The sequence below is a fragment of the Klebsiella grimontii genome (genome assembly GCF_900200035.1).
GTDB lineage: Bacteria > Pseudomonadota > Gammaproteobacteria > Enterobacterales > Enterobacteriaceae > Klebsiella > Klebsiella grimontii.
Genome location: NZ_FZTC01000007.1, coordinates 17,899 through 43,576 on the forward strand (window position 1 = coordinate 17,899; position 25,678 = coordinate 43,576).

Below are 25,678 nucleotides of genomic sequence, written 5' to 3' on the forward strand. Positions count from 1 at the left end.
CTAGCGGCCGTTTTGCTGCTGAATCTGGAACTGACGTAGCTCTTCGCGACCCGGAGCACCGTCTGCACCCGGCCGGGTGACGACAATAGCCGCTACTTCATTGCCCAGCAGCGCGGCCTGGCGCAGATCCATCCCGCAGGCCAGCCCGGCGATCGTACCGGCGCAGTGGCTGTCTCCAGCGGCAATCGTATCGTAGACCTTCACGCGGCAGGCAGGAATATGCTGCGGTTGTGCGTCAGGTTCAACCACCCACGCGCCATCTTTATCGAACCGACAGATCGCCCGTAAATGCCAGTCGCTGGCGAGCCGTGAAGCGGCGTCAAGGGTCGCGCTATCCAAATCGTATAAACGTGCGCACAGCACGCTGAGTTCATCGCGATTCAGAGTGAGCACAGGAGCTTTGCCCAGCAGCGCCTGGATAAAGTGAATATCCAGATCGTTCAGACGCGGGCCAAAATCGACAAACAGCGTTTTATCTTCCGTAAGGTCCAGAATCCACTGGCGCAGCGCTTCGCTGGCCAGCTCGTAGCCAGAGACATAAATTATGGCGTCCTTCGGCTGCGGAATTTGTGCCAGCAGCTCGTTGTTCCAGTGCTGCTCGCAGCCCTCAACGGTGATAAACGTCCGCTCTTTGTTCGCCTCGACGAGTGCCAGACACCAGCCGTTATCGTGGGTGGGGTGGCGCAAGAGGACGGGTAGGTTTTCCAGCGCCATTTTCTGTGCAACGGCCTGCCCCCACTCGCCATTGCCCACCGGTATCGCGTTTATCAAAGGGAGTTCAAGGCGCGAGAGCGCGCGGGCGACATTAAACGCGCAGCCGCCAATCTGCCGTCCGCCATCGCGGGCAGAAACATCGCTACCGCTATGCGGCAGCGCATCGAGATGGAGAATCATGTCGCCAAAAGCGGCGCCGATAACCACGATCGGCCGCCGCGGCGACAGCAGGTCAGCTGTTATTGTCACGGCTGGCCTCCTTTCTTGCGCCGAACGCCAGATACAGCGCCAGGCTCAGAATAAAAGAGACAAACAGACCCAGGCTGGAGTCCGCGAAAATGCCGACCGCGAAAGGTCCGTCGATAAACCCGGTTTTGGATACCATCAATCCCGCCAGCGCGCCGACAATCCAGCAGCCCAGCGCGGTGCGGTTCGCTCCGCTGTCCCTGAATAAATCAGCTTCAGCATATCCGGCTCGGCGGCGAATCCGATAAAAATCGACCATAAAAATGGCGGCCCAGGCGGCCAGAAATACGCCGCAGAAAATCAGAAACGCGATGAAAGGGCCGAGAAAATCTTTCGAGACAAACAGCACGTAGAGCGCGATCCCCAGCACCAGAACGGCATCAAGGGCTACGGCGGAGCGCTGCTGGAGCTTAATCCCCATGCTTAACAGGTTAAGGCTGGCGGAATAGAGACTCAGCACGGCGATGGTCACGACCCCGGCGGTCGCCGCGGCCAGATAGGGGATTGCCATCCAGGAAGGCAGCAGTTTGCCAATTGCTGAAATGGGGTTCTCGCTGGAGGCCAGGTCGGGGATCTGGGCGGTAAGCAGTATCCCGGTGAGCATCAGCAGCAGTAGGGGGAGCGCGGCGCCGCTGACAACGGCGAGAAAAATAGGCTTTTCACCGGCGTCGGGACGCTGATCCCGGCTATAGTCGGCGCCGGCGATAGCCCAACTGATGCCGGTGCCCGCGGCAATAATTGATACCGCTGGCAAAAAGCCGGTGAGCCAGCTGCCTGAAGGCAGCGCGAGGATGGCCTGCCAGTCTGCGGTGAAGAGTAAATAGATCACTACCAGCAGCGTCATGGCGCCAAAGATCCGGGTGATCCATTTTTGCATCATCAGCACGGCATTTTGTCCGAGCACGCTGACCAGTACGGTCAGCCCGCCAAACAAGAAAAGCGACAGCGCGGTGGTGGTCAGGCTCTCTTCAAGACCCATGGCGGCAAACAGCGCGACGAGGGTGAGCGTGCCGGTAATGATATTGACCGCTTCCCAGCCCATCAGATTCACCCAACAGAAGCTGGTGGGCGCGATATTGCCGCGTTTGCCAAAAATGACCCGGGAGAGGGTGAGCGTCGTGGTGCGGCCGATTTTGCCGGCGATGCTGGTGACGCCGACCAGCGCAAAAGAGGCGACGCCTGCCACGGCGGCAAGGATCGACTGCCAGAATGAGAGGCCAAACGCCACAATGACCGCGCCGTAAACGACCCCAAGAATGCCAATATTCGCGGCGCACCAGACGAAAAACAGCTGGACCGGTTGTTGGGTCTGGTGGACCGGGGGAACGAGACCGATCCCTAATTCCGCCATTCCGGGATCTGTCGTCTGGATATTTCCATCGTATGAAGCTTTGCTGTCCATAGTGATGCCCTCAGTGAATTATGCGAAGCGGTATCCTGCAAGCCGCTGTGCGTAAGGCGCGAAGTCGATGCTGTTGGCCTGCTTAATCTGTTGTATAGGTTCTTCAGGAAAAGCCTCTATGCCATGAAGCGCGCCGCAGATGGCGGTTGCCATCGCGCCAATAGTGTCGGTGTCGCCGCCTAAATTGGCTGCCAGCATAGCGCATTTCATGGGCTGCGTTTTTGCCAGCTCGACCAGCGCAATCGCTGCGGGGACAGACTCGATAATATCCATACCGGCGCCGATATCCTCATAAATACGTTCGATACCTGTCAGGTGGTCAGTCTCTCCGGAGATCGTTTCCAGCGCCAGGTGGATACGGTTCCCAAGAAGTGGACTAAAAGTGGACTCGTAATGGCGCTGGGTTTCATTTGCCAGCGACGCCAGCTCCGTTTTGATTAACGGCCATTCGGCCCCTTCAATGGCGCGGCTGATCGCCCAGGCAATGACCACCGCGCCGGCGATGCCGATGTCGGATTTGTGCGTCGGCAGGCAGGATAGCCGCACTTGCTCAATGAAAAACGCCCTGTCACCGGTGGGCAGTCGACAGCCCATCGGCGCCACGCGCATTGCCGCACCGTTGGTCACGCCGTTGGCCGCGATCTCATCCAGCGGTTGCCCCTGTTCGAGCGCGATCAGAGAAGCCTTTGAGGTTGGGCCGAGAATATTTTTCTCAAATGCCTGGCAGCGTCGGGCCCACAGCAGAATGTGTCTGGCGATGGCCAGTGGATCGGTCACGCCGTTGGTTTCATCAAGCGCATCCATCAAAGCGATGCACTGATGGGTGTCATCCGTGAACTCGGCGGCGCGAAATTCGCAGGCAGCAATATTCTCTTTCGGTCCGGGAAGAAAGCGTTCAATCCAGCCAAAATGGTTAATGATTCGACGTTTAGGCCACAGTTCAGAGGGCATGCCCATCGCATCACCGATGGCTTGCCCAAAAAGACAGCCAAGGATGCGGCTTTCGGCAATATAGGTAGGGCGAATATCAGACATCGTCGGCTCCCAGGAAGAAATGAATAAAAGTTAATCTAAAAATAGATCCAGATTAAGTCCAGTTAAAGTCCTTTATCATCATGCTGTGATCGCAGGCGCATTCTGAGAGAAAAATGCGGCGCTCAAAATAGTGGGGAGACGTTATGATGGGGCTATTGATTCCAGTATGGATCCACTATGATAAATCCACTGCCACTGAATTCCGCAAGGCCACGAAATTATGTCGCAACCGTTGCTTGAGTATATAAAAGGGCGTCTGAATGCAGAGGCTCCCGCGCCGCTTTATATTCAGCTTAAACAAGCTATTGAAGCTGCGATGACGGAGCGGTTATTGACGCACGGCAGCATTCTGCCCTCTGAGCGCAAAATGTCGCAGACGCTGGAACTATCGCGCGTGACGGTGGTTAAGGCCCTTGATGCGTTGCTGGAAGCCGGGCTGGTGATTAAGCGCCATGGAAAAGGGACCGAGGTGAATCTGCCGGTAAGCTATAACCTTGCCAGCGGCGGGTTTTCTGCCCAGCTACAAAATTCAGGAACGGTGTCCAATCGATGGCTGGTGCGGGAAAAGCTGGCGGCGGATGATTTTCTGGCTCGTGAGCTGGAGATCGCGGTCGGCGATCGGGTGGCGAAAATTAAACGCGTACGTCTGGTCGATGCCCTTCCGGTTTCTATCGAAACCATGTTTATTCCCGAGCGTTTCTTGCCCCGCCCGGATTTACTTGAAGGGTCGCTGTACGCGCACTGGGCGGAAAATGCTATTTTTCCCGATCTTCAGGATTACTCCCTGACGGTACATGTTCCTTCGGGGGAAGAGCTGAATTTGCTCGACTTGCCGCAGGGGGTGCCATTGATGAAAATTACGCTGAAAAGCCGTAATGCTCAGGGCGAGGTGCTTGAGTACGGTACCGCCTTCTGCCTGAGCAATTACTTTAATTTTGATTTCAGAGTGAAACTCCAGTCGTTGCCTGGCGGCAAACCAGACGTCGTACGCAGAAAAGAGGCGTGATGCCAGTATCCGGGCGATGCTGGTAAAGATGCCCTTCAGGCGATGCATTGTTGCCAGGCGGCGGAGAAGGGCATTACCAGCAGCAGCGAGGGTAGCATGTTCGCCGTTGGAAAAGCGCGAATACCGCAGAGTCGAAAACCCGTCGCCAACATGACGATGCCGCCGCAGGCCGTAAAATCCGCGATCATTGACGGAGTGATAAACACCATAATAAAGCTGGCGGCGAAGAAGAGGATCGCAAATACAATTAGCTGGGGCACAAAAATAACGGCGATGATATACCCCAGCGCGGAGGCAAAAATAGCGGCGGTGAAGAAGTCGAGAATAGATTTAGTGATCAATATTGTCGCATCTCCGGTCATTCCTTCGGTTAATGCACCAAAAATACCGGTTCCGCTGGCGCAAAACAGGATCAGTACGGCGATAAACTGGTTGGTAAAATCCTCTGGCTCCATACCGGAGTTGCCGTTGGTGGGAAAAACCTTCTCGATAGGACCCCGAAGCTTCATTGCGGCATTTTCGATAAGCTTTTCGATATGCAGCAGGCTACCGATAATGGTACCCACGATGACTGCCAAAGCAATAGGCGGCAGATTTATCAACTTATTGAGAAAAAATACGCCCATACTGATGGATATTAATCCGGCGATTAGCGGTAAGGTTTTTTTTAAATGCTCAGGAATAAATCGGTTGAGAGAAGCGCCAAAAATGGCACCGATAAGCAGTGAACCACTGCAAATAAAAATACCTAGCGGCATGATATATTCTCCATAAATGAAAAGGGCCTGTTATTAGGCCCTTTAGTTGTAATGGGATGGGTTATTTAATATTAAAAACGCGGCTAGCGTTGCCCCAGGCAATTTTATCTTTCAGTTCAGTATCCATTTCCAGCGGATCGAACCAATCGCAGGCCTGATGAATATCTTCATAGGGATAATCGACGGAAAACATCACGCGATCCGGGCCCATAATATCAAGCGCATTTTGCAGCGAATAAGTATTAAAGTGGCCGCTGGTGGTCACGATAAAGTTATTCTGCAAATAGTGCATTAATGGTTTTTCTGCTTTACCGAGGCCGCAGCCGAAACGCTGGCGATAGAGACGATGCTGCGTTCGTGGCAGCATATGGACCAGTCCTTCGCCTAAATGGCCCAGCACCAGATTCAGGTTTGGATAGCGGTCAAACAGTCCGCTCATCATTAGGCGAATCGCATGAACTGCGGTTTCCTGCGCAAACCCCCAGGCGGAACCGATCAGGCTTTCATAGCCGGTGTAGATACCGCGCGCAGCGCCTTCTAATGGTTCACGAGGATGCAGATAAACGGGAACGTTCAGCTCATTGACTTTATCCCAGAATACCAGCATCGATTCATCATCCAGGTACAGGCCGTGTTCGCTATCCTGGACATTGGTATAACCGTTAATCAGCGCGCCTTTCATTCCCAGTTTTTTTACTGCGCGATCCAGCTCTTCGGCCGCAGCTTCGGGATTTTGTAATGCTAAAGTAGCGAATGCGCTGAATTTATCCGGATTGGGTTTAACGTAGTTCTCGATGATATAGTCATTGGTTTCGCGAGCAAAAGATACGGCTGTCGCTTTATCTAAAATAGATTGGGCCCCAGGTGAAGTTAAAGAAAGGATAACATGGTCAATATTCCTCTGGGCCATTTCATTCAGCTGATAGCTACGATCTAATAAGCGGCGCTCAACGTCCTGCATGTATTCAGAACCATTTCTTGAGGCTTCACCCGTTGCATCCCACAGGCTGTTATTTTTAGGTGTTGAAACGTGCTCTTCTAAAGCGATTTTACCACGCATAATCTATTCCTCTAATCGTTTTCGATATTATCTGATGCGAGGAGAATAGGATTTTTTACGTATTGGCAGCAATATGCAGAATGTAATACAGACTATCAGGAAAACTAATACAGTATTATGATTTGAGGTCTAAAAATTAATAGATGGTTGTGTTACTGCCCGTTGTGGGTAAGTTGACGATCAGCGACCGTAGCCAGATATGCCCCGGATCGCGATGTAGACGCTGATGCCAGACCTGGCGAATAGCAATTTCCGGTAACGAAAATGGCAACGGCCAGCTGCAGCAGGGATAGCGATTAATAATATGGTTCGCCAGCTGCTCGGGGACGACGGCAAGCAATTCGCTATCCGCAACCAGTTCGCCTGCGCCTAAAAAGCTGGGGAGGGTGAGGGCGATACGGCGCGGCATGCCGTACTCATTAAGCAATTTATCGATATCGCCATGCCCTGTGCCGTTGACGTGAACGGCAAGATGCTTTTCCAGCCGCCAGTTCTCGGCAGTAAACGAGTCTCGGATCCGCGGATGGTTTTCTGCCGCCAGGCAAACGTAGGATTGATTAAACAGGCGTTGCTGATAAACGCTATCCGGTAGCTGCATCAGATAGCCAATAGCTAAATCGCATTTACCCGACTCAAGCGCGCCCAGCGTTTGATCGTCGATATTCAATACGGAAAAAGTAATGCCTTCGGCGCGCTGCTGCTGTAGCAGAGCCTGCAGCGGCGGTAACAACGTCATTTGGCTAATATCGGTCATGCCGATAGTGAAGTTACGCGTATTGGTTTGGGGGTTAAATTCAGGATTGCCGGGAAGTTGGTTATCGACTAGCTGAAGAATGGTAAAAATGGTCTGGGCGATATCATCGGCGCGAGGCGTGGGCACCATACGTTGCCCGATTCGCACAAACAGGGGATCGTCAAAATGCTCGCGCAGCTTTTTCAACAACAGGCTGCCGGTCGGCTGACTGACGTTGAGCGCTTCGGCGGCAGGAGAGACATTCCCCAGGCGGAAGAGGGCGGAAAAAAAACGTAGCGATTTGAAGTCCAGTTCTTCTCGCATGATATTCCCCTGATTGGGCTATTTTGCTGCGCCATCCTCGTTCAGCAGTAGCGGCCAGTGAACGTAGCTCTGCCACTGGCACTCCTGTTCGACCATTTCCCGGCCCAGCGGATGATTTTCCATCCACCCATGGGGCAGCGTTAATGTCAAATTTTCATCGACGGCAGCCAGCGTAATCATCGGCAGCAGGTCGTCGCGTCGGCGGCTGGCAAACAGAATAGCCAGACGCAGCAGACGACACATATGCTCCGCGACTCTCGGCGGAACCGCGTTTTGTTGATGAAGGGAAGAAAGGTCGACGGTGCTGGTTTGGTTTAACAGCAGGGTCGCCAACAGCTTCTTTTGCGCGGGGGTAAAGCCGGGCAGGTCCAGATTGCGCACCAGCCAGGCGGCGTGCAAAGGCGCCTGCTTGTACTCCACGCTCAGGCCGATTTCATGCAGCTGGCAGGCGCTTTGCAGCAAATCGAAGCATAGCGGCTCAATTTCCCAGCTGTTTTCCACCTGATGAACGAAATGGGCGGCCAGCTGGGCAACGCGCTGCGCCTGTTCGGTATCAACCAGAAACCGGCGCTGAATATTACGTAAGGTACGACTGCGAATATCCTGATCGATCGACAGGTGCAGCATGCCGTAGACCAGACCTTCACGCAGCGCGCCGCCGGCGAGCGTCATGCACTGAATGTTCAGCTCGCTGAAGATGGCCATGAGAATCGCCAGTCCGCTAGGAAAGACGAGCGCGCGTTCAAGGGTCAGGCCTTCAATCTCCAGCTCTTCCAGACGACCGCACTGAATAGCGCGCTGTTTGAGCTGCTGTAGTTTGGCTAAGGTGATGCGTTCATCCATCCCCTGCGCCATCATGATTTCTTGTAACGCCTGGACCGTACCGGAAGCCCCGACGCACACTTTCCAGCCGTGATAGCGCAGAACATCGGCGACGGGACGCAAAACTTCACGCGCGGCGGTTTCGGCCTGGTCAAAGTTTTCTTTGGTCAGGCTGCGATCGGCGAAGTACCGTTCCAGCCAGGTCACGCAGCCCATCGACAGGCTAAAAAGCGAGGTGGTTTGCGCGCCGGTGCCGGTAACCAGCTCGGTGCTGGCGCCGCCAATATCCACGACCAGACGCTGATCCGCGCCGCCGGTTGTATGCGCGACGCCCTGATAAATCAGGCGCGCTTCCTCTTCGCCGCTGATAACCTGCACCGCGCAGCCGAGGATTTCCCGCGCTTTTTCCAGAAACTCACCGGCGTTAACCGCCAGGCGCAGCGTCGCCGTAGCGACCACGCGGATTTGCGTCGGGGGAATATCCTGCAAACGCTCGGCGAACAGGCGCAAGCATTGCCAGCCGCGCTCCATGGCTTCGGCAGAGAGCGTGTTGTCGCCATTAAGGCCAGCGGCCAGACGGACTTTGCGTTTGATACGACTGAGGGTCTGGATGCTCCCGGCCACCTCGCGTACAACCAACATATGAAAGCTATTGGAGCCAAGATCGATAGCTGCATAGAGCGAGGTGGAACTCATACACTTCATCCTTCAAGCTGCCTCTGCGCTGGCCGCGTTCTCTTTCCCGGAGCGCTTACCAGAATAGGCTCATCGGGATTCGTTCTCTTGCCGCCTTGATGCAACTTGCATGATGTTGTGTATGGCATATTGCTTTAACCTGAACGACGACGATTACGTGGTGGACCGTTACGACGCGGGCCGTTGCCAGGGCGCGGGCGCGTGAGGCGCAGCGGTCTGGGCAGTTCGGTCATGAGCGCGTCAGAATTGTATTTGCTGACCGGAATTGAATGACCAATATAGGTTTCAATCGCCGGCAGGTTCAGCGCGTACTCTTCACAGGCCAGGCTGATGGAGTGACCGCTGGCGCCAGCGCGGCCGGTACGGCCAATACGGTGAACGTAGTCTTCGCAATCGTCCGGCAGGTCGTAGTTAAAGACGTGCGTAACGGCCGGAATATGCAGACCGCGGGCGGCAACGTCGGTTGCGACCAGAATGTCGATATCGCCGCGGGTAAATTCATCGAGAATGCGCAGGCGTTTTTTTTGCGCGACGTCGCCGGTTAACAGGCCAACACGATGGCCGTCCGCCGCCAGGTGACCCCAGATATCTTCACAACGATGCTTGGTATTGGCGAAAATAATCGCGCGATCCGGCCACTCTTCTTCAAGCAAGGTCTGCAGGAGGCGCATTTTTTCTTCGTTGGAAGGATAGAACAGCTCTTCTTTAATACGGTGGCCCGTTTTCTGCTCAGGCTCAACTTCGACGTACTCGGCGTTGTTCATTTGTTCGAACGCCAGTTCACGGACGCGATAAGAAAGGGTGGCTGAGAACAGCATGTTCAGGCGCTGATTCGCCGGCGGCATACGGCGGAACAGCCAACGGATATCTTTAATAAAGCCGAGATCGTACATGCGATCGGCTTCGTCAAGAACGACAACCTGAATGGCGCCGAGGTTAATATGGTTCTGTTTGGCGTAGTCGATAAGGCGACCGGTGGTACCGATCAAAATATCCACGCCGCTTTCCAGTACTTTCAGCTGCTTATCGTAGCCGTCGCCGCCGTATGCCAGGCCCAGCTTCAGACCGGTAGACTGCGCCAGCGGTTCGGCGTCAGCATGAATCTGTACCGCCAGTTCACGCGTCGGCGCCATGATCAGCGCGCGCGGCTGGTTGACCTGGCGGTCAGCGATCGCCGGGTGAGTGAGAAGATAATGAAACGTTGACGTCAGAAACGCCATCGTTTTACCGGTACCGGTTTGCGCCTGCCCGGCGACATCGCGACCTTCCAGCGTAAGCGGGAGGGCGAGTGCCTGGATGGGTGTGCAATTATGAAACCCTTTCTTTTCAAGGGCTTCAATCACTGCCGGGTGCAGGGCGAAGTCGGAAAACTTCTGTTCTGTTAAATGTGTTTTGCTCATAGTGTGGTAGAATATCAGCTAACTATTGCATTAAGAAAGCGTATCCGGTGAAATAACGTCAACCTTTCGTTGGCTATGTATGAAATTATTCAAGGTGCGTCTGCGGCAACTGAACGAATCTTCGAAAGCTTAGACTACTAAGCGAGGCGAGGGTGACAAATCTGCGATAAGCCGGTTTGAACGTGGGTTGCTTTATCTTTTGCGGGGCAAAGTTCATGATGGACATTGTGACGCAGATCGATAAAAGAGGCATTCTGAAGAACAGCGTGCGTAACGTAGCATCGACACGTCGTTGATGGCCGCGACACCAACACACCAGGCTTATTCCTGTGGAGTTAAATATGAGCGATAAAATTATTCACCTGACTGACGACAGTTTTGACACGGACGTACTCAAGGCTGACGGGCTAACCCTCGTCGATTTCTGGGCAGAGTGGTGTGGTCCGTGCAAAATGATCGCCCCGATTCTGGATGAGATCGCTGAAGAGTATCAGGGCAAACTGACCATTGCGAAACTGAACATCGATCAGAACCCGGGCACCGCGCCGAAATACGGCATTCGCGGTATCCCGACCCTGCTGCTGTTCAAAAATGGCGAAGTTGCAGCGACCAAAGTTGGCGCGCTGTCCAAAGGCCAGTTAAAAGAGTTCCTCGACGCCAACCTGGCGTAAGCGGCTTGCTCTCCCGGCGTCCAGCCTCCTATTTTTTGCGGATCTCTGGACGCCCGGCGAGAGTCGTGCTAAGTTAATCTCAGACTTCGTTTTAAACATACCTTTGTTTGAATCTTGTTTTACCCAAAGCGTCCCGCAAAAATGCGCGTGAGGCTTATAATCCGGGCTTATCACTCATTCCGTTTAGTCGTTTCAGTTCTGCGTTCTTTCCTGTGACCAGGCAACGTACAGACACGAGATGAAGGCCGTTAACAGGCATGGATGTTCCTGCCATACCATTCACAACATTAAGTTCGAGAATTACCCCGAGTTTAAGAACCCACACCATTATGAATCTTACCGAATTAAAGAATACGCCGGTTTCTGAGCTGATTACTCTCGGCGAAAATATGGGGCTGGAAAACCTGGCCCGTATGCGTAAGCAGGATATTATTTTTGCCATCCTCAAGCAGCATTCGAAGAGTGGCGAGGATATCTTTGGCGATGGCGTACTGGAGATACTGCAGGATGGATTTGGTTTCCTCCGTTCAGCAGACAGCTCCTACCTCGCCGGTCCCGACGACATCTACGTATCCCCCAGCCAAATCCGCCGTTTCAACCTCCGCACTGGTGACACCATTTCCGGTAAGATTCGTCCTCCTAAAGAGGGTGAGCGTTACTTTGCGTTGTTGAAAGTTAACGAAGTTAACTACGATAAGCCGGAAAACGCGCGTAACAAGATTCTGTTCGAGAACTTAACCCCGCTGCACGCAAATTCACGTCTGCGTATGGAACGTGGTAACGGCTCAACGGAAGACTTAACCGCCCGCGTACTGGATCTGGCGTCGCCGATCGGCCGCGGCCAGCGTGGTCTGATTGTCGCGCCGCCGAAGGCCGGTAAAACCATGCTGCTGCAGAACATCGCGCAGAGCATTGCGTACAACCATCCTGATTGCGTACTGATGGTACTGCTTATCGACGAACGTCCGGAAGAAGTGACCGAGATGCAGCGTCTGGTTAAAGGTGAAGTTGTCGCTTCGACCTTTGACGAGCCGGCATCCCGCCACGTTCAGGTTGCCGAGATGGTTATCGAGAAGGCGAAGCGTCTGGTTGAGCATAAGAAAGACGTTATCATCCTGCTCGACTCCATTACCCGTCTGGCGCGCGCCTACAACACCGTGGTCCCGGCTTCCGGTAAAGTGTTGACCGGTGGTGTGGACGCCAACGCCCTGCATCGTCCGAAGCGTTTCTTCGGCGCCGCGCGTAACGTGGAAGAGGGCGGCAGCCTGACCATCATCGCTACGGCACTGATCGATACCGGTTCTAAAATGGACGAAGTTATCTACGAAGAGTTTAAAGGCACCGGTAACATGGAGCTTCATCTCTCTCGTAAGATCGCAGAAAAACGCGTCTTCCCGGCTATCGATTACAACCGTTCCGGTACCCGTAAAGAAGAGTTGCTCACCACTCAGGAAGAGCTGCAGAAGATGTGGATCCTGCGTAAAATCATTCACCCGATGGGTGAAATCGACGCGATGGAATTCCTCATCAATAAACTGGCGATGACCAAAACTAACGATGACTTCTTCGACATGATGAAGCGCTCGTAAGTTAAAAATGTCAGAAAACGCCACGCTATTGCGTGGCGTTTTGTTTTCCGGGTTTGTATGATCCAGCAAGGGAAAACAAAATGGGTATTAACGTATGATGTGTGCAGAATGCTGGCAGGCAGAGACGGCTTTAACAGTCTAAAATTTCTACAATAAATTTGTAATGTTCTGCTTTGCCCCTTCTGGAGTTGAGGCATCATCGTTATACTTCCCGGATTAACTATGCTGAGAGCACATGCGTTGTGAATTTACTCACTGCTATTACTGAATTAATCAGTATTTTCTTATTCACTACCCTGTTTATATTTATCGCCCGCAAGGCGGCAAAAAGAGTTGGGCTGGTGGATAAACCTAACTATCGCAAACGGCATCAGGGTTTGATTCCGTTAGTCGGTGGTATTTCAGTTTTCGCAGGTATTTGTTTTACGTTTGCCATCGCCGATTATTACATTCCCCATGCAAGGTTATACCTGGGGTGTGCCGGGGTGCTTGTGCTGGTCGGCGCGCTGGACGACCGCTTTGATATCAGCGTAAAAATTCGCGCCGTTATTCAGGCCGCTATCGCCGTCATTATGATGATGGTGGGTAATCTTCATCTTAGTAGCCTCGGTTTTATATTCGGCTCTTGGGAACTGGTGCTCGGCCCCTTTGGCTTCTTCCTCACGCTGTTCGCCGTTTGGGCGGCGATCAATGCTTTCAATATGGTAGATGGTATCGATGGGCTGCTTGGCGGCCTCTCCTCCGTCTCTTTCGCGGCAACGGGAATCATCCTGTGGTTTGATGGCCAGTACAGCCTGGCGATGTGGTGTTTTGCGATGATTGCCGCCATTTTGCCCTATATTTTACTTAACCTCGGTGCGCTTGGTCGTCGCTATAAGGTCTTTATGGGTGATGCCGGCAGCACCATGATTGGCTTTACTATCATCTGGATCCTGCTGGAGACCACGCAGGGAAAAACGCATCCTATTAGCCCGGTCACGGCGCTGTGGATTATTGCTATCCCATTGATGGATATGGTGGCGATTATGTACCGTCGCCTGCGTAAAGGGATGAGTCCATTCTCCCCGGATCGCCAGCATATTCATCACTTAATCATGCGCGCCGGCTTTACTTCCCGCCAGGCATTTGTCCTGATCACCCTGGCCGCCGCGCTGCTGGCCCTGGTTGGCGTGGTGGCGGAATACACCCGCATTGTGCCGGAATGGGTGATGTTAATACTCTTTTTGGTAGCCTTCTTTCTTTATGGCTACTGCATTAAACGCGCCTGGAAAGTGGCGCGCATGGTTAAGCGCATTAGACGCAGAATTCGGCGACACAGCGGCAATAATCCTAATTAACCAAGTCAATCTGGGGACGTGATGACTCAACCATTACCGGGAGCACAAACAGTGAACGTTGAGAATGAGCTGGATATTCGCGGGCTGTTTCGCGCCTTATGGGCAGGAAAAAGCTGGATAGCAGGTATCGCAGTGCTCTTTGCACTGATTGTTCTGGTTTATACCTTTTTTGCTCGCCAGGAGTGGAGCGCGACGGCGATTACCGACCGGCCAACGGTAAACATGCTGGGGGGATACTATTCGCAGCAGCAGTTTTTACGCAATCTCGATATCAAGGCCAATCTCGTCTCGGTCGATCAGCCTTCGGTAATGGATGAAGCTTATAAAGAGTTCATCATGCAGCAGGCGTCATGGGATACCCGCCGCGACTTCTGGCTGCAAACGGACTACTACAAGCAGCGCCAGTCGGGTAACGCTCGCGCCGATGCCGCCCTGCTGGATGACCTGATCAACGATATCCAGTTTATGCCCGGCGATGCGCTAAAAAGTGTCAACGATAGCGTGAAGCTGACTGCGGAAACCGCTCAGGATGCCAATAATCTGCTGCGCCAGTATGTGGCTTTCGCCAGCCAGCGTGCGGCAGGGCATCTGAATGACGAGCTTAAAGGCGCCTGGGCCGCGCGTACCATCCAGATGAAAGCGCAGGTGAAGCGCCAGGAAGAGGTGGCACGAGAGATTTTCAATCGCCGCATGCATAGCGTGGAACAGGCGCTGAAAGTCGCGCAGCAGCACAATATCTCCCGCAGCGAAACCGATATTCCACCAGACCAGCTGCCGGATTCAGAGCTGTTTTTACTGGGGCGGCCGATGCTGCAGGCCCGACTGGAAAATCTGCAGGCGGTGGGGCCGCAGTACGATCTTGATTATGACCAAAGCCGCGCCATGCTAACGACATTAAACGTTGGGCCAACCCTGGATCCGCGTTTTCAGACTTACAGGTATTTGCGAACGCCTGAAGAACCGGTAAAACGCGATAGCCCGCGCCGCGTGTTTCTGATGGTGATGTGGGGGATTGTGGGCGCGCTCATCGGCGCAGGCGTTGCGTTATCGCGTCGCCGTGTCCAGTGAATGCGGCCCGTGGTGAAGGACATTCAGCCTTTATCACCTAATCGAAGAGAATCGATGTGAAAGTACTAACGGTATTTGGCACGAGACCAGAAGCTATCAAAATGGCGCCTCTGGTTCATGCGCTGGCAAAGGATCCTCATTTTGAGGCGAAAGTTTGCGTGACCGCGCAGCATCGGGAGATGCTCGATCAGGTGTTGAAACTTTTTTCTATTGTTCCGGAATACGACCTTAACATTATGCAGCCGGGGCAGGGTTTGACGGAGATTACCTGTCGTATCCTTGAGGGCTTAAAGCCGGTGCTGGAGTCGTTTAAGCCGGACGTGGTGCTGGTGCATGGCGATACCACCACGACGATGGCGGCAAGCCTGGCCGCTTTTTATCAGCGCATTCCGGTAGGGCATGTGGAAGCCGGGCTGCGTACCGGCGATCTGAGCTCGCCATGGCCGGAAGAGGGGAACCGTACGTTGACCGGACATCTGGCAACGTACCACTTTGCGCCAACGGAAACCTCGCGGCAGAACCTGCTGCGGGAAAACATCGCCGACAATCGGATCGCGGTAACCGGCAATACGGTTATTGACGCGCTGTTCTGGGTGCGCGACCGGGTGTTGAGCGATGAAGCCCTGCGCAACGAACTGACTCAGCGCTATCCCTTCCTCGCCAACGGCAAAAAGATGATTCTGGTCACCGGGCACCGTCGGGAAAGCTTTGGCCGTGGTTTTGAGCAAATCTGCCATGCGCTGGCGGAGATCGCCGCCAACAATCCGGATGTACAAATTGTCTATCCGGTGCATCTGAACCCGAACGTCAGCGAGCCGGTTAAGCGTATTCTCGGCCACGTTGAGAACGTCATGCTTATTGAGCCACAGGATTATCTACCGTTCGTCTGGCTGATGAATCGCGCATGGTTGATCCTGACCGATTCAGGCGGTATCCAGGAAGAAGCGCCATCGCTCGGTAAGCCGGTGCTGGTGATGCGTGACATGACCGAGCGTCCGGAAGCGGTCAGCGCGGGAACCGTGTGCCTGGTGGGCACCGATAGCCAACGCATCGTCAATGAAGTCACGCGCTTGCTGCAAGATGAGTCCGCGTATCAGGCCATGAGCCGGGCGCATAACCCGTACGGCGATGGACAAGCGTGTCATCGTATTTTGTCTGCACTTAAAAATAATCAGGTAACGCTATGAATTTTTCTACCATTTCAGTGATTGGCCTTGGATATATTGGCCTGCCAACCGCTGCCGCGTTCGCCTCCCGGCAAAAGCGGGTGGTCGGCGTTGATATCAATCAACACGCCGTGGAGACCATTAACCGTGGAGAAATTCATATCGTGGAGCCGGATCTGGCGAGCGTCGTCAAAACGGCGGTCGAGCAGGGCTACCTGAGCGCCACCACCGCGCCGGTAGCAGCCGACGCCTATCTTATTGCGGTGCCGACGCCGTTTAAAGATCTGCACGAACCGGATATGGTTTTCGTCGAATCGGCGGCGAAATCTATCGCCCCGACGCTGAAGAAAGGCTCGTTGGTTATCCTTGAGTCCACGTCGCCGGTGGGGGCAACCGAGCAGATGGCGGGCTGGCTGGCGGAAATGCGCCCCGATCTGAGTTTCCCCCAGCAGGCTGGCGAAGCGGCCGACGTCAATATCGCCTACTGTCCAGAGCGCGTTTTGCCGGGGCAGGTGATGGTTGAGCTGATTAAAAACGATCGCGTGATTGGCGGCATGTCGCCGGTTTGCTCGGCCCGCGCCAGCGAGCTGTATAAAATCTTCCTTGAAGGCGAATGCGTGGTGACCAACTCGCGCACTGCCGAGATGTGCAAGCTGACTGAAAACAGCTTCCGTGACGTTAATATCGCTTTTGCCAATGAACTTTCGCTAATTTGCGCCGATCAGGGGATTAACGTCTGGGAACTGATTCGCCTGGCGAATCGTCATCCGCGCGTCAATATTCTTCAGCCGGGCCCGGGCGTTGGCGGCCACTGTATCGCGGTCGACCCGTGGTTTATCGTGGCGCAGAATCCGCAGCAGGCTCGGCTTATCCGGACCGCGCGTGAAGTTAACGATCACAAACCAGAATGGGTAATCGACCAGGTGAAAGCGCGAGTCGCCGACTGCCTCGCGGTGAGCAACAAACGCGCCAGCGAGCTAAAAATCGCCTGCTTTGGCCTCGCGTTTAAGCCGAATATTGATGACCTGCGCGAAAGCCCGGCAATGGCTATCGCCGCGCAAATCGCCCGCTGGCACGGCGGCGAAACCCTGGTCGTTGAGCCAAATATTCATCATCTGCCGAAAAAGCTCGACGGACTGTGCGCTCTGGCGACGCTGGACGAAGCGCTGGCGAGCGCCGATGTGCTGGTGATGCTGGTCGATCACAAAGAATTTAAAGCGGTCGGCGGGGATAGCGTTAGCCAGCAGTTTATCGTCGATACCAAAGGGGTGTGGCGGTGAGCACGATTCTGGTCACCGGTGGCGCGGGATTTATCGGTTCGGCGGTGGCGCGCGAAATCATCACTGCAACTACTGATAACGTAGTGGTGGTTGATAAGCTGACCTACGCCGGAAATCTGATGTCGCTGGCGCCTGTTGCCGGGGATCCGCGTTTCGCCTTTGAACAGGTGGATATCTGCGATCGTGCCGAACTGGACCGTGTCTTCCACCACTATCAGCCCGATATCGTGATGCATCTGGCCGCCGAAAGCCACGTCGACCGCTCTATTGATGGTCCGGCGTCGTTTATCGAAACCAACATTGTCGGTACCTATACGCTGCTTGAAGCGGCGCGTGCTTACTGGAATACGCTGGGGAACGAAAAAAAATCGGTCTTTCGCTTCCACCATATCTCAACGGATGAGGTCTATGGCGATCTGCACGATAGCGGCGCGTTTTTTACCGAAACCACGCCTTATGCGCCCAGCAGTCCCTATTCGGCCTCGAAAGCCAGCAGCGATCATCTGGTACGGGCCTGGCAGCGCACCTACGGACTGCCAACGTTGGTGACCAACTGCTCGAATAACTACGGGCCGTATCACTTCCCGGAAAAACTGATCCCGCTGACCATCCTGAATGCGCTGGCGGGTAAAGCGCTGCCGGTTTATGGCAATGGCGAGCAGATCCGCGACTGGCTGTTCGTTGAAGATCACGCCAGGGCGCTCTATCAGGTAGCAACGCGCGGTGAGCCGGGCGAAACTTATAATATTGGCGGCCATAATGAACGGAAGAATATCGAGGTGGTAGAAACCATTTGCGATCTGCTGGAAGAGCTGGCGCCGCACAAGCCGAATGGCCTGGCGCGCTATCGCGATCTCATCACTTTTGTTGCCGACCGTCCCGGCCACGACCTACGCTACGCCATTGACGCGACGAAAATAGAGCGGGAGCTGGGCTGGACGCCGAATGAAACGTTTACCAGCGGGATGCGCAAAACGGTTGCGTGGTATCTGGCCAATGAATCCTGGTGGCGGCAGGTGCTGGACGGCAGCTATCAGGGTGAACGCCTGGGGCTGCATGGCTGAGCGCTTGAGGGGGGAAAAATGAAAGGTATTATTCTGGCAGGCGGATCGGGGACACGTCTGCATCCGATCACGCGCGGCGTCTCAAAACAGCTGCTACCTATCTACGACAAGCCGATGATCTACTATCCGCTCTCGGTGCTGATGCTGGCCGGGATCCGCGAAGTGTTGATCATTACCACTCCGGATGACCAGCGTGATTTCCAACGACTGCTTGGTGATGGTTCGGAGTTCGGCGTGCAGCTAAGCTACGCCGCACAGCCAAGCCCGGACGGGCTGGCGCAGGCTTTTATCATTGGAGAGGCTTTTCTCAACGGTGAACCATCATGTCTGGTGCTGGGCGATAACATCTTTTTCGGCCAGGGGTTTAGTCCGAAGCTGCGTAGCGTCGCGGCCCGCATGACCGGGGCGACGGTGTTCGGCTATCAGGTGATGGACCCGGAACGCTTTGGCGTGGTGGAGTTTGATGACGATTTCCGCGCGATTTCGCTGGAGGAGAAGCCAAAGCAGCCCAAATCCAACTGGGCGGTAACCGGCCTCTATTTCTACGACGGTAAAGTCGCGGAATACGCGAAACGGGTTAAACCCTCGGCGCGCGGCGAGTTGGAGATCACCTCCATCAATCAAATGTATCTCGACGATGGCGCGCTGACGGTTGAGTTGCTGGGCCGCGGTTTTGCCTGGCTCGACACCGGTACGCACGATAGCCTGATCGAGGCCAGCATGTTTGTGCAAACGGTGGAAAAACGTCAGGGTTTCAAGATTGCCTGCCTGGAAGAGATCGCCTGGCGCAACGGCTGGCTGGACGACGACGGCGTAAAGCGCGCGGCGAAACGGCTGGAAAAAACTGGCTACGGCCAATACTTACTGGATTTACTCCGTGCCCGTCCGCGCCAGTATTAAACCCCTTGAATGGGAAAACCGCTTCTTCGGCGTCAATAGCGCTATCGTACGCTTTGGCGACGATGCGCCGCCGCTGACGGCGCAAGCGCTGGCCGGATGGTCGCGGGTGCAGGCGAAAGTCGCGGCGGATGATGTCGCGCGTCTGGACGCACTGCAGGCATTGGGCTTCCGGCTGGTGGAGGGCGAGGTCGATCTCGCGCTTTCGCCTGCGGCTTCTGATGATAGCGGCGCCGAGCCGGCGACCGCGGTGGATATCCCCCGGCTGCGCGAGCTGGCGGCGCTGGCCTTTGCGCAGAGCCGTTTTCGTGCCCCCTGGTACGCAGCCGATGCCAGCGGTCGTTTCTATGCCCAGTGGATTGAAAATGCGGTGCGCGGGACTTTCGATCATCAGTGTCTGGTGTTTCGCGCCCCTGATGGTGATATTCGCGCGTTTGTCTCCCTGCGCCAACTCAGCGAGCGCGAGGCGAGGATTGGCCTGCTGGCCGGACGCGGCGCCGGAGTGGAATTAATGCAGGCAGCCCAGCGCTGGGCCGCGCTGCGTGGGCTGACGACACTGCGGGTGGCGACCCAGATGGGCAACACCGCCGCGCTTAAACGTTACATTCTTAGCGGTGCGAATATCGAAAGCACCGCGTACTGGTTATACAGGTGACATGATGATTCCATTTAACGCGCCGCCGGTGGTGGGAACCGAACTTGATTATATGCAGTCCGCGATGGGCAGCGGCAAGCTGTGCGGCGATGGCGGTTTTACCCGCCGCTGTCAGCAGTGGATGGAGCAGCGTTTCGGCACCGCCAAAGCGCTGCTGACGCCGTCCTGCACCGCTTCGCTGGAGATGGCAGCGCTGCTGCTGGACATCCAGCCGGGCGATGAAGTGATTATGCCGAGCTATACCTTCGTCTCCACCGCCAACGCCTTTGTGCTGCGCGGCGCGAAAATCGTCTTCGTTGATATTCGTCGCGATACCATGAATATTGATGAAACGCTGATTGAAGCGGCCATTACCGAGAAAACCCGCGCGATTGTACCGGTCCACTACGCCGGCGTGGCCTGCGAGATGGACACCATTATGGCTATCGCCAGCAAGCATAATCTGTTTGTGGTGGAGGATGCCGCTCAGGGCGTGATGTCGACTTATAAAGGTCGGGCGCTCGGCACTATCGGCCATATTGGCTGCTTCAGCTTCCATGAAACCAAAAACTACACCGCGGGCGGTGAAGGCGGCGCGACGCTGATTAACGATCGCAAGCTGATCGAGCGCGCAGAGATCATTCGTGAAAAAGGCACCAACCGCAGCCAGTTTTTCCGTGGTCTGGTGGATAAATATACCTGGCGCGATATCGGCTCCAGCTATCTGATGTCCGATTTACAGGCCGCCTACCTGTGGGCGCAACTGGAAGCGGCGGAGCGGATTAACCAGCAGCGCCTGGCGCTGTGGCAGAACTACTACGATGCCCTGCTGCCGCTGGCGCGGGCTGGACGTATCGATCTGCCGATCGTTCCTGCCGACTGCGGGCAAAATGCGCACATGTTCTATATCAAGCTGCGCGATATTGACGATCGCAGCAAGCTGATCGCCTGGCTGAAAGAGGCGGAGATTCTGGCGGTGTTCCACTATATCCCGCTGCACAGCTGCCCGGCCGGAGAAACCTTCGGCGAGTTCCACGGGACGGATCGCTACACCACTCAGGAGAGCGAACGCCTGCTGCGTCTGCCGTTATTCTACAACCTGTCGAACGTCAACCAGCGCACGGTAATTAACTCGCTGCTGAGCTATTTCTCCTGATATGTCGTTGGCAAAAGCGTCTCTGTGGACCGCGGCGTCCACGCTGGTCAAAATCGGCGCCGGTCTGCTGGTGGTTAAGCTGCTGGCCGTGTCGTTCGGCCCGGCAGGGGTGGGGCAGGCGGGTAACTTCCGCCAGCTGGTGACCGTACTTGGCGTACTGGCGGGGGCCGGGATATTTAACGGCGTCACTAAGCTGGTAGCCCAGCATCATAACGATCGCCGGCAGTTGTACAACGTCGTTGGCACCGCTTCGGCGATGGTACTGGGTTTCTCCACCCTGCTGGCGCTGATCTTCCTGCTGGCGGCCGCGCCAATTAGCCAGGGGCTGTTCGGCCATCAGCAATATCAGAACCTGGTGCGGCTGGTGGCCCTGGTGCAGATGGGGATCGCCTGGGCGAATTTCCTGTTAGCGCTGATGAAAGGTTTTCGCGATGCGGCGGGCAATGCGCTGTCGCTTATCGCCGGGAGCCTGATTGGCGTGGCGGCGTACTATGCCTGCTACCGTTTCGGCGGCTACCAGGGCGCATTGCTGGGACTGGCGCTGGTACCCGCGCTGGTGGTGGTGCCAGCGGCCTTCGTACTGTGGCGACGCGGTAATATTCCGCTGAGCGCGCTGCGCCCGCGTTGGGACAACGGCTTGGCGGGGCAGCTGTCCAAATTTACCCTGATGGCGCTGATTACCTCGGTGACGCTGCCGGTCGCCTACGTGATGATGCGTAACCTGCTGGCGGCCCATTATGGCTGGGACGCGGTGGGGATCTGGCAAGGGGTGAGCAGCATCTCCGACGCCTATCTGCAGTTTATTACCGCCTCATTTAGCGTTTATCTGTTACCGACATTGTCCCGGCTAACGGCGAAAGCGGATATCACCCGCGAGATTGGCAAAGCGTTAAAATTTGTTCTCCCGGCGGTGGCGGCAGCAAGCTTAACGGTGTGGCTGCTGCGCGATTTCGCTATCTGGCTACTTTTTTCCGATCGTTTCACGGCGATGCGCGACCTGTTTGCCTGGCAACTGGTGGGCGATGTGCTGAAGGTGGGGGCGTACGTCTATGGCTATCTGGTGATCGCCAAAGCCTCGCTGCGTTTTTATATTCTGACGGAAATCAGCCAGTTCGCGCTGTTGACCGCATTCTCGCACTGGCTTATCCCGGCACATGGCGCAATCGGCGCGGCGCAGGCGTATATGGCTACTTATATTGTTTATTTCGCTCTCTGTAGCGGCGTGTTTTTACTTTGGCGTAAACGGGCATGACAGCACTGATACATGTACTGGGATCGGATATCCCGCACCACAACCAGACCGTGCTGCGGTTCTTTAATGATGAGCTGGCCGTCGATGACGAGCAGGCGCGTATATTTATGGTCGTCGGTGAGGAGACAGGGATCCGCGCAGCCTATCCCGCGCTCTCCATCAGCTGTTATCCGGGGAAAAAGTCGCTGGCGCAGGCGGTTATCGCGCTGGCAAAAGCGAACCGGCAGCAGCGCTTTTTCTTTCACGGCCAGTTCAATACCGGCCTGTGGCTGGCGCTGCTCAGCGGCGGGATCCGCCCGGCGCAGTTTAACTGGCATATCTGGGGGGCGGACCTGTATGAGAACTCCGCCAGCCTGAAGTTTCGTCTGTTTTATCCCCTCCGGCGCATGGCGCAGGGCCGGGTAGGGCGCGTGTTTGCTACCCGCGGCGATCTGAGCTGGTTCGCCGCCCGCCATTCGGGCGTGCCGGGTGAGCTGCTCTACTTCCCGACCCGCATGGATCCGGCGCTGAATTCGCTCGCCGATAGCGCCCCGCGCGGCGACACGCTGACTATCCTGGTGGGTAATTCCGGCGACCGCAGCAACGAGCATATCGCGGCGCTGCGCGCGATTCGCCAGCAGTTTGGCGATACGGTTAACGTTGTCGTGCCGATGGGCTATCCGGCCAATAATAGCGACTACATTAACGAAGTTCGCGAGGCCGGCGCGGCTCTGTTCAGCCCGCAGCATCTCCAGGTATTGAGCGACAAGCTGGCGTTTGATGATTATCTTGCGCTGCTGCGCCGCTGCGATCTGGGCTACTTCCTGTTTGCCCGCCAGCAGGGTATCGGCACGCTATGCCTGCTGATTCAGGCGGGGATCCCTTGCGTGCTGAATCGGGATAATCCTTTCTGGCAGGATATGTCGGAGCAGCATATTCCGGTACTCTTTACCCGCGATGCGCTGGACGTGAGCGTTGTGCGTGAAGCACAGCGCCAGCTGGCCGGCGTGGATAAAAATCAGATCGCCTTCTTCCGTCCGAATTATCTGACGGGCTGGCGACGAGCGTTGCGGATTGCCGCGGGGGTGGACGCATGACATTAATGCAATTTAGCGGGCTGCTGCTGGTCTGGCTGCTGTCGACGCTTTTTATCGCCACCGCCACGTACTTTGAATTTCGTCGCGTGCGCTTCAACTTCAACGTTTTTTTCTCGCTGCTGTTTCTGCTGACCTTTTTCTTTGGCTTCCCGCTGACCAGTATTCTGGTGTTTCGCTTTGACGTCGCGGTCGCCCCGCCGGAAATTCTGCTGCAAACCCTGTTGGTTTCCGTCTGTTTTTATGCGGTTTACTATGCCACCTACAAAACGCGGCTACGCTCGGCGACGCGCGGCCATTCGCATCGTCCGCTGTTTACGATGAATCGCGTGGAGACCCATCTGACCTGGGGCATTTTACTGGGGCTGGCGCTGCTCAGCGTCGGCATCTTCTTTGCGCACAACGGTTTTCTGCTATTCAAGCTCAACTCCTATAGCCAGATCTTCTCCAGCGAAGTTTCCGGCGTGGCGCTAAAGCGCTTCTTCTACTTTTTCATCCCGGCAATGCTGGTGGTCTATTTTTTGCGTCAGGATTATAAAGCGTGGATATTCTTCCTCGTTAGCACCGTCGCCTTTGGCCTGCTGACCTACGCCATCGTTGGCGGCACCCGGGCGAACATTATCATCGCTTTTGCCATTTTCCTGTTTATCGGCATCATTCGCGGCTGGATCAGCCTGTGGATGCTGGCGGCGGCGGGCGTGCTGGGCATCGTCGGTATGTTCTGGCTGGCGCTCAAACGCTACGGTATGAACGTCAGCGGCGATGAGGCGTTTTATACTTTCCTCTATCTGACCCGCGACACCTTCTCGCCGTGGGAGAACCTGGCCCTGCTGCTGCAAAACTACGACAAGATTGAGTTTCAGGGACTGGCGCCCATCGTCCGGGATTTCTATGTCTTTATCCCCAGCTGGTTGTGGCACGGTCGACCGACAATGGTGCTCAATACCGCGAACTATTTCACCTGGGACGTGCTGAATAACCATTCTGGCCTGGCGATTTCGCCGACCCTGATTGGCTCGCTGGTGGTGATGGGAGGCGTCTGGTTCGTGCCGCTGGGAGCGGTAGCGGTTGGGCTGATCATTAAATGGTTTGACTGGCTGTACGAGCTTGGCAACCGGGAGACGAACCGCTATAAAGCGGCGATCCTGCACAGTTTCTGTTTTGGCGCTATCTTCAACATGATCGTGCTGGCGCGTGAAGGGCTGGATTCATTTGGTTCCCGCGTGGTTTTTTTCCTCGTCATCTTTGGGATCTGCCTGCTGGCGGCAAAACTGCTGTACTGGTTCCTGGATAGCGTGGGGCTGATTCACAAGCGGGCTAAACCGCTGACGCAACCTCAAGTCTGATAAGGGTGTACATGACTGAGACCACATCCGCGCCGTTGTATCTGCTGAGAGGGCTACAACTCATTGGTTGGCGCGATATGCAACACGCTCTGGATTATCTGTACGCCGACGGCGAGATCCGTACGGGGACGCTGGTGGCGATTAATGCAGAGAAGATGCTGGCGGTAGAAGACAGCCCCGACGTTCGGGCGCTGATCGAAGCCGCAGAATTCAAATACGCTGACGGCATCAGCGTAGTTCGCTCATTACGTAAAAAATATCCTCAGTCGCAAGTGTCGCGCGTCGCCGGCGCGGATTTATGGGAAGCCCTGATGGTGCGCGCAGGCGCTCAGGGAACGCCGGTATTTCTGATCGGCGGCAAGCCCGAGGTACTGGCGCAAACGGAGCAGCAGCTTCGCCAGCGCTGGAATGTGAATATCGTTGGAAGCCAGGACGGCTATTTTGCCGCTGACCAGCGTCAGGCGCTATTTGAGCGTATCCGCGATAGCGGGGCGAAGATCGTCACGGTGGCGATGGGCTCGCCGCGTCAGGAAATCCTGATGCGCGACTGTCGGGACGTTTATCCGCAGGCGCTGTATATGGGCGTGGGCGGTACCTACGACGTCTTTACTGGCCACGTGCAGCGGGCGCCGAAGTTCTGGCAGGACCTGGGTCTGGAGTGGTTCTATCGACTGGTTTCGCAGCCGAGCCGCATAAAAAGGCAGGCGCGCCTGCTGCGCTATTTACGCTGGTATTACACCGGTAAGCTGTGACATTCCACTGCAAGCGGGCGGGTTTACCTGGGTATTCTGTGTAATGTCTTCACTCGCCTGATACTTTATTTGCCATTTCCCTCAAATTCATTAACCATTCGCATGCTTAAAACGCGACGGTCAGTTTACCGTCGCGCAGGCAGGGCTATTCCATTTTATTCATTCATAAAAATAACCGGTATAGACACATCCTGGTT

General features: G+C 55.4%; 23 protein-coding genes. 15 read left to right on the forward strand and 8 right to left on the reverse strand.

Annotated features, from left to right (window positions below; all coding sequences use genetic code 11):
* From KOSB73_RS02080 to KOSB73_RS02090, 3 genes are read right to left on the reverse strand one after another with little or no spacing between them, the layout of a single operon-like run.
* Complete coding sequence (locus KOSB73_RS02080; RefSeq protein WP_098140200.1) at positions 1 to 963, reverse strand: PfkB family carbohydrate kinase; 963 nt, start codon at positions 961 to 963, stop codon at positions 1 to 3.
* Complete coding sequence (locus KOSB73_RS02085) at positions 947 to 2,362, reverse strand: purine-cytosine permease family protein (RefSeq protein ID WP_098140201.1); 1,416 nt, start codon at positions 2,360 to 2,362, stop codon at positions 947 to 949. The genes KOSB73_RS02080 and KOSB73_RS02085 overlap by 17 nt, the downstream gene beginning before the upstream one ends.
* A gap of 18 nt (positions 2,363 to 2,380) precedes the next feature.
* Positions 2,381 to 3,397, reverse strand: a complete 1,017-nt coding sequence (locus KOSB73_RS02090) for an ADP-ribosylglycohydrolase family protein (protein ID WP_098140202.1) — start codon at positions 3,395 to 3,397, stop codon at positions 2,381 to 2,383.
* Positions 3,398 to 3,617: 220 nt separating this feature from the next.
* On the opposite strand from KOSB73_RS02090, the gene KOSB73_RS02095 reads away from it, so the two are divergent.
* Positions 3,618 to 4,403 carry a GntR family transcriptional regulator gene (locus KOSB73_RS02095; protein ID WP_004133295.1) on the forward strand — a complete coding sequence of 262 codons (786 nt, stop codon included), beginning with the start codon at positions 3,618 to 3,620 and terminating at the stop codon, positions 4,401 to 4,403.
* Between the two features lie 35 nt (positions 4,404 to 4,438).
* Here the strand turns inward: KOSB73_RS02095 and KOSB73_RS02100 are convergent, their stop codons facing one another.
* From KOSB73_RS02100 to rhlB, 5 genes are all read right to left on the reverse strand, one after another.
* A complete protein-coding gene (locus KOSB73_RS02100) occupies positions 4,439 to 5,161 on the reverse strand; it encodes a DUF554 domain-containing protein (RefSeq protein ID WP_004133293.1) in 723 nt (240 codons plus the stop codon).
* Positions 5,162 to 5,222: 61 nt separating this feature from the next.
* Positions 5,223 to 6,221 carry an amidohydrolase family protein gene (locus tag KOSB73_RS02105; RefSeq protein ID WP_004133291.1) on the reverse strand — a complete coding sequence of 333 codons (999 nt, stop codon included), beginning with the start codon at positions 6,219 to 6,221 and terminating at the stop codon, positions 5,223 to 5,225.
* Positions 6,222 to 6,357: 136 nt separating this feature from the next.
* The gene (locus KOSB73_RS02110) at positions 6,358 to 7,278 is read right to left on the reverse strand and encodes a LysR family transcriptional regulator (RefSeq protein ID WP_004133290.1); all 921 of its coding nucleotides are present in this window, start codon (positions 7,276 to 7,278) and stop codon (positions 6,358 to 6,360) included.
* 18 nt (positions 7,279 to 7,296) lie between these two features.
* Positions 7,297 to 8,805 carry a guanosine-5'-triphosphate,3'-diphosphate diphosphatase gene (gene gppA / locus KOSB73_RS02115; RefSeq protein ID WP_162685363.1) on the reverse strand — a complete coding sequence of 503 codons (1,509 nt, stop codon included), beginning with the start codon at positions 8,803 to 8,805 and terminating at the stop codon, positions 7,297 to 7,299.
* Between the two features lie 125 nt (positions 8,806 to 8,930).
* On the reverse strand, positions 8,931 to 10,196 hold the full coding sequence (rhlB, locus tag KOSB73_RS02120) for an ATP-dependent RNA helicase RhlB (RefSeq protein WP_024360632.1): 1,266 nt from the start codon (positions 10,194 to 10,196) through the stop codon (positions 8,931 to 8,933).
* A 341-nt stretch (positions 10,197 to 10,537) separates the two neighbouring features.
* On the opposite strand from rhlB, the gene trxA reads away from it, so the two are divergent.
* The 14 genes from trxA to wecG all read left to right on the forward strand — a co-directional run bounded on the left by trxA (position 10,538) and on the right by wecG (position 25,481).
* A complete protein-coding gene (trxA, locus tag KOSB73_RS02125; RefSeq protein WP_004097507.1) occupies positions 10,538 to 10,867 on the forward strand; it encodes a thioredoxin TrxA in 330 nt (109 codons plus the stop codon).
* 329 nt (positions 10,868 to 11,196) lie between these two features.
* The gene (rho, locus tag KOSB73_RS02130) at positions 11,197 to 12,456 is read left to right on the forward strand and encodes a transcription termination factor Rho (RefSeq protein WP_002883293.1); all 1,260 of its coding nucleotides are present in this window, start codon (positions 11,197 to 11,199) and stop codon (positions 12,454 to 12,456) included.
* Between the two features lie 242 nt (positions 12,457 to 12,698).
* Positions 12,699 to 13,793 (forward strand): UDP-N-acetylglucosamine--undecaprenyl-phosphate N-acetylglucosaminephosphotransferase, encoded by a 1,095-nt coding sequence (gene wecA, locus KOSB73_RS02135; protein ID WP_004127391.1) that lies wholly within the window; start codon positions 12,699 to 12,701, stop codon positions 13,791 to 13,793.
* A gap of 21 nt (positions 13,794 to 13,814) precedes the next feature.
* Complete coding sequence (gene wzzE, locus KOSB73_RS02140; protein WP_098140203.1) at positions 13,815 to 14,861, forward strand: ECA polysaccharide chain length modulation protein; 1,047 nt, start codon at positions 13,815 to 13,817, stop codon at positions 14,859 to 14,861.
* A gap of 56 nt (positions 14,862 to 14,917) precedes the next feature.
* The gene (gene wecB, locus KOSB73_RS02145; protein ID WP_024360631.1) at positions 14,918 to 16,048 is read left to right on the forward strand and encodes a non-hydrolyzing UDP-N-acetylglucosamine 2-epimerase; all 1,131 of its coding nucleotides are present in this window, start codon (positions 14,918 to 14,920) and stop codon (positions 16,046 to 16,048) included.
* On the forward strand, positions 16,045 to 17,307 hold the full coding sequence (gene wecC / locus KOSB73_RS02150; protein ID WP_004133284.1) for a UDP-N-acetyl-D-mannosamine dehydrogenase: 1,263 nt from the start codon (positions 16,045 to 16,047) through the stop codon (positions 17,305 to 17,307). The genes wecB and wecC overlap by 4 nt, the downstream gene beginning before the upstream one ends.
* Positions 17,304 to 18,371: a dTDP-glucose 4,6-dehydratase gene (rffG, locus tag KOSB73_RS02155; RefSeq protein ID WP_049086030.1), complete on the forward strand. Its 1,068-nt coding sequence runs from the start codon at positions 17,304 to 17,306 to the stop codon at positions 18,369 to 18,371. The genes wecC and rffG overlap by 4 nt, the downstream gene beginning before the upstream one ends.
* An 18-nt stretch (positions 18,372 to 18,389) precedes the next feature.
* A complete protein-coding gene (rfbA, locus tag KOSB73_RS02160) occupies positions 18,390 to 19,271 on the forward strand; it encodes a glucose-1-phosphate thymidylyltransferase RfbA (RefSeq protein ID WP_004133281.1) in 882 nt (293 codons plus the stop codon).
* On the forward strand, positions 19,249 to 19,923 hold the full coding sequence (gene rffC, locus KOSB73_RS02165) for a dTDP-4-amino-4,6-dideoxy-D-galactose acyltransferase (RefSeq protein ID WP_049131541.1): 675 nt from the start codon (positions 19,249 to 19,251) through the stop codon (positions 19,921 to 19,923). The genes rfbA and rffC overlap by 23 nt, the downstream gene beginning before the upstream one ends.
* Before the next feature lie 4 nt (positions 19,924 to 19,927).
* Complete coding sequence (gene rffA, locus KOSB73_RS02170) at positions 19,928 to 21,058, forward strand: dTDP-4-amino-4,6-dideoxygalactose transaminase (protein ID WP_024360629.1); 1,131 nt, start codon at positions 19,928 to 19,930, stop codon at positions 21,056 to 21,058.
* Position 21,059: 1 nt separating this feature from the next.
* Positions 21,060 to 22,310 carry a lipid III flippase WzxE gene (wzxE, locus tag KOSB73_RS02175; RefSeq protein ID WP_024360628.1) on the forward strand — a complete coding sequence of 417 codons (1,251 nt, stop codon included), beginning with the start codon at positions 21,060 to 21,062 and terminating at the stop codon, positions 22,308 to 22,310.
* Positions 22,307 to 23,386: a TDP-N-acetylfucosamine:lipid II N-acetylfucosaminyltransferase gene (locus KOSB73_RS02180; protein WP_024360627.1), complete on the forward strand. Its 1,080-nt coding sequence runs from the start codon at positions 22,307 to 22,309 to the stop codon at positions 23,384 to 23,386. Before wzxE ends, KOSB73_RS02180 begins: the two co-directional genes overlap by 4 nt.
* On the forward strand, positions 23,383 to 24,729 hold the full coding sequence (gene wzyE / locus KOSB73_RS02185; RefSeq protein ID WP_098140204.1) for an ECA oligosaccharide polymerase: 1,347 nt from the start codon (positions 23,383 to 23,385) through the stop codon (positions 24,727 to 24,729). Before KOSB73_RS02180 ends, wzyE begins: the two co-directional genes overlap by 4 nt.
* Positions 24,730 to 24,740: 11 nt before the next feature.
* Entirely contained in the window at positions 24,741 to 25,481 is a 741-nt protein-coding gene (gene wecG, locus KOSB73_RS02190) for a lipopolysaccharide N-acetylmannosaminouronosyltransferase (RefSeq protein ID WP_049131546.1), read from the forward strand.
* The last annotated feature ends 197 nt before the right edge of the window (positions 25,482 to 25,678 follow it).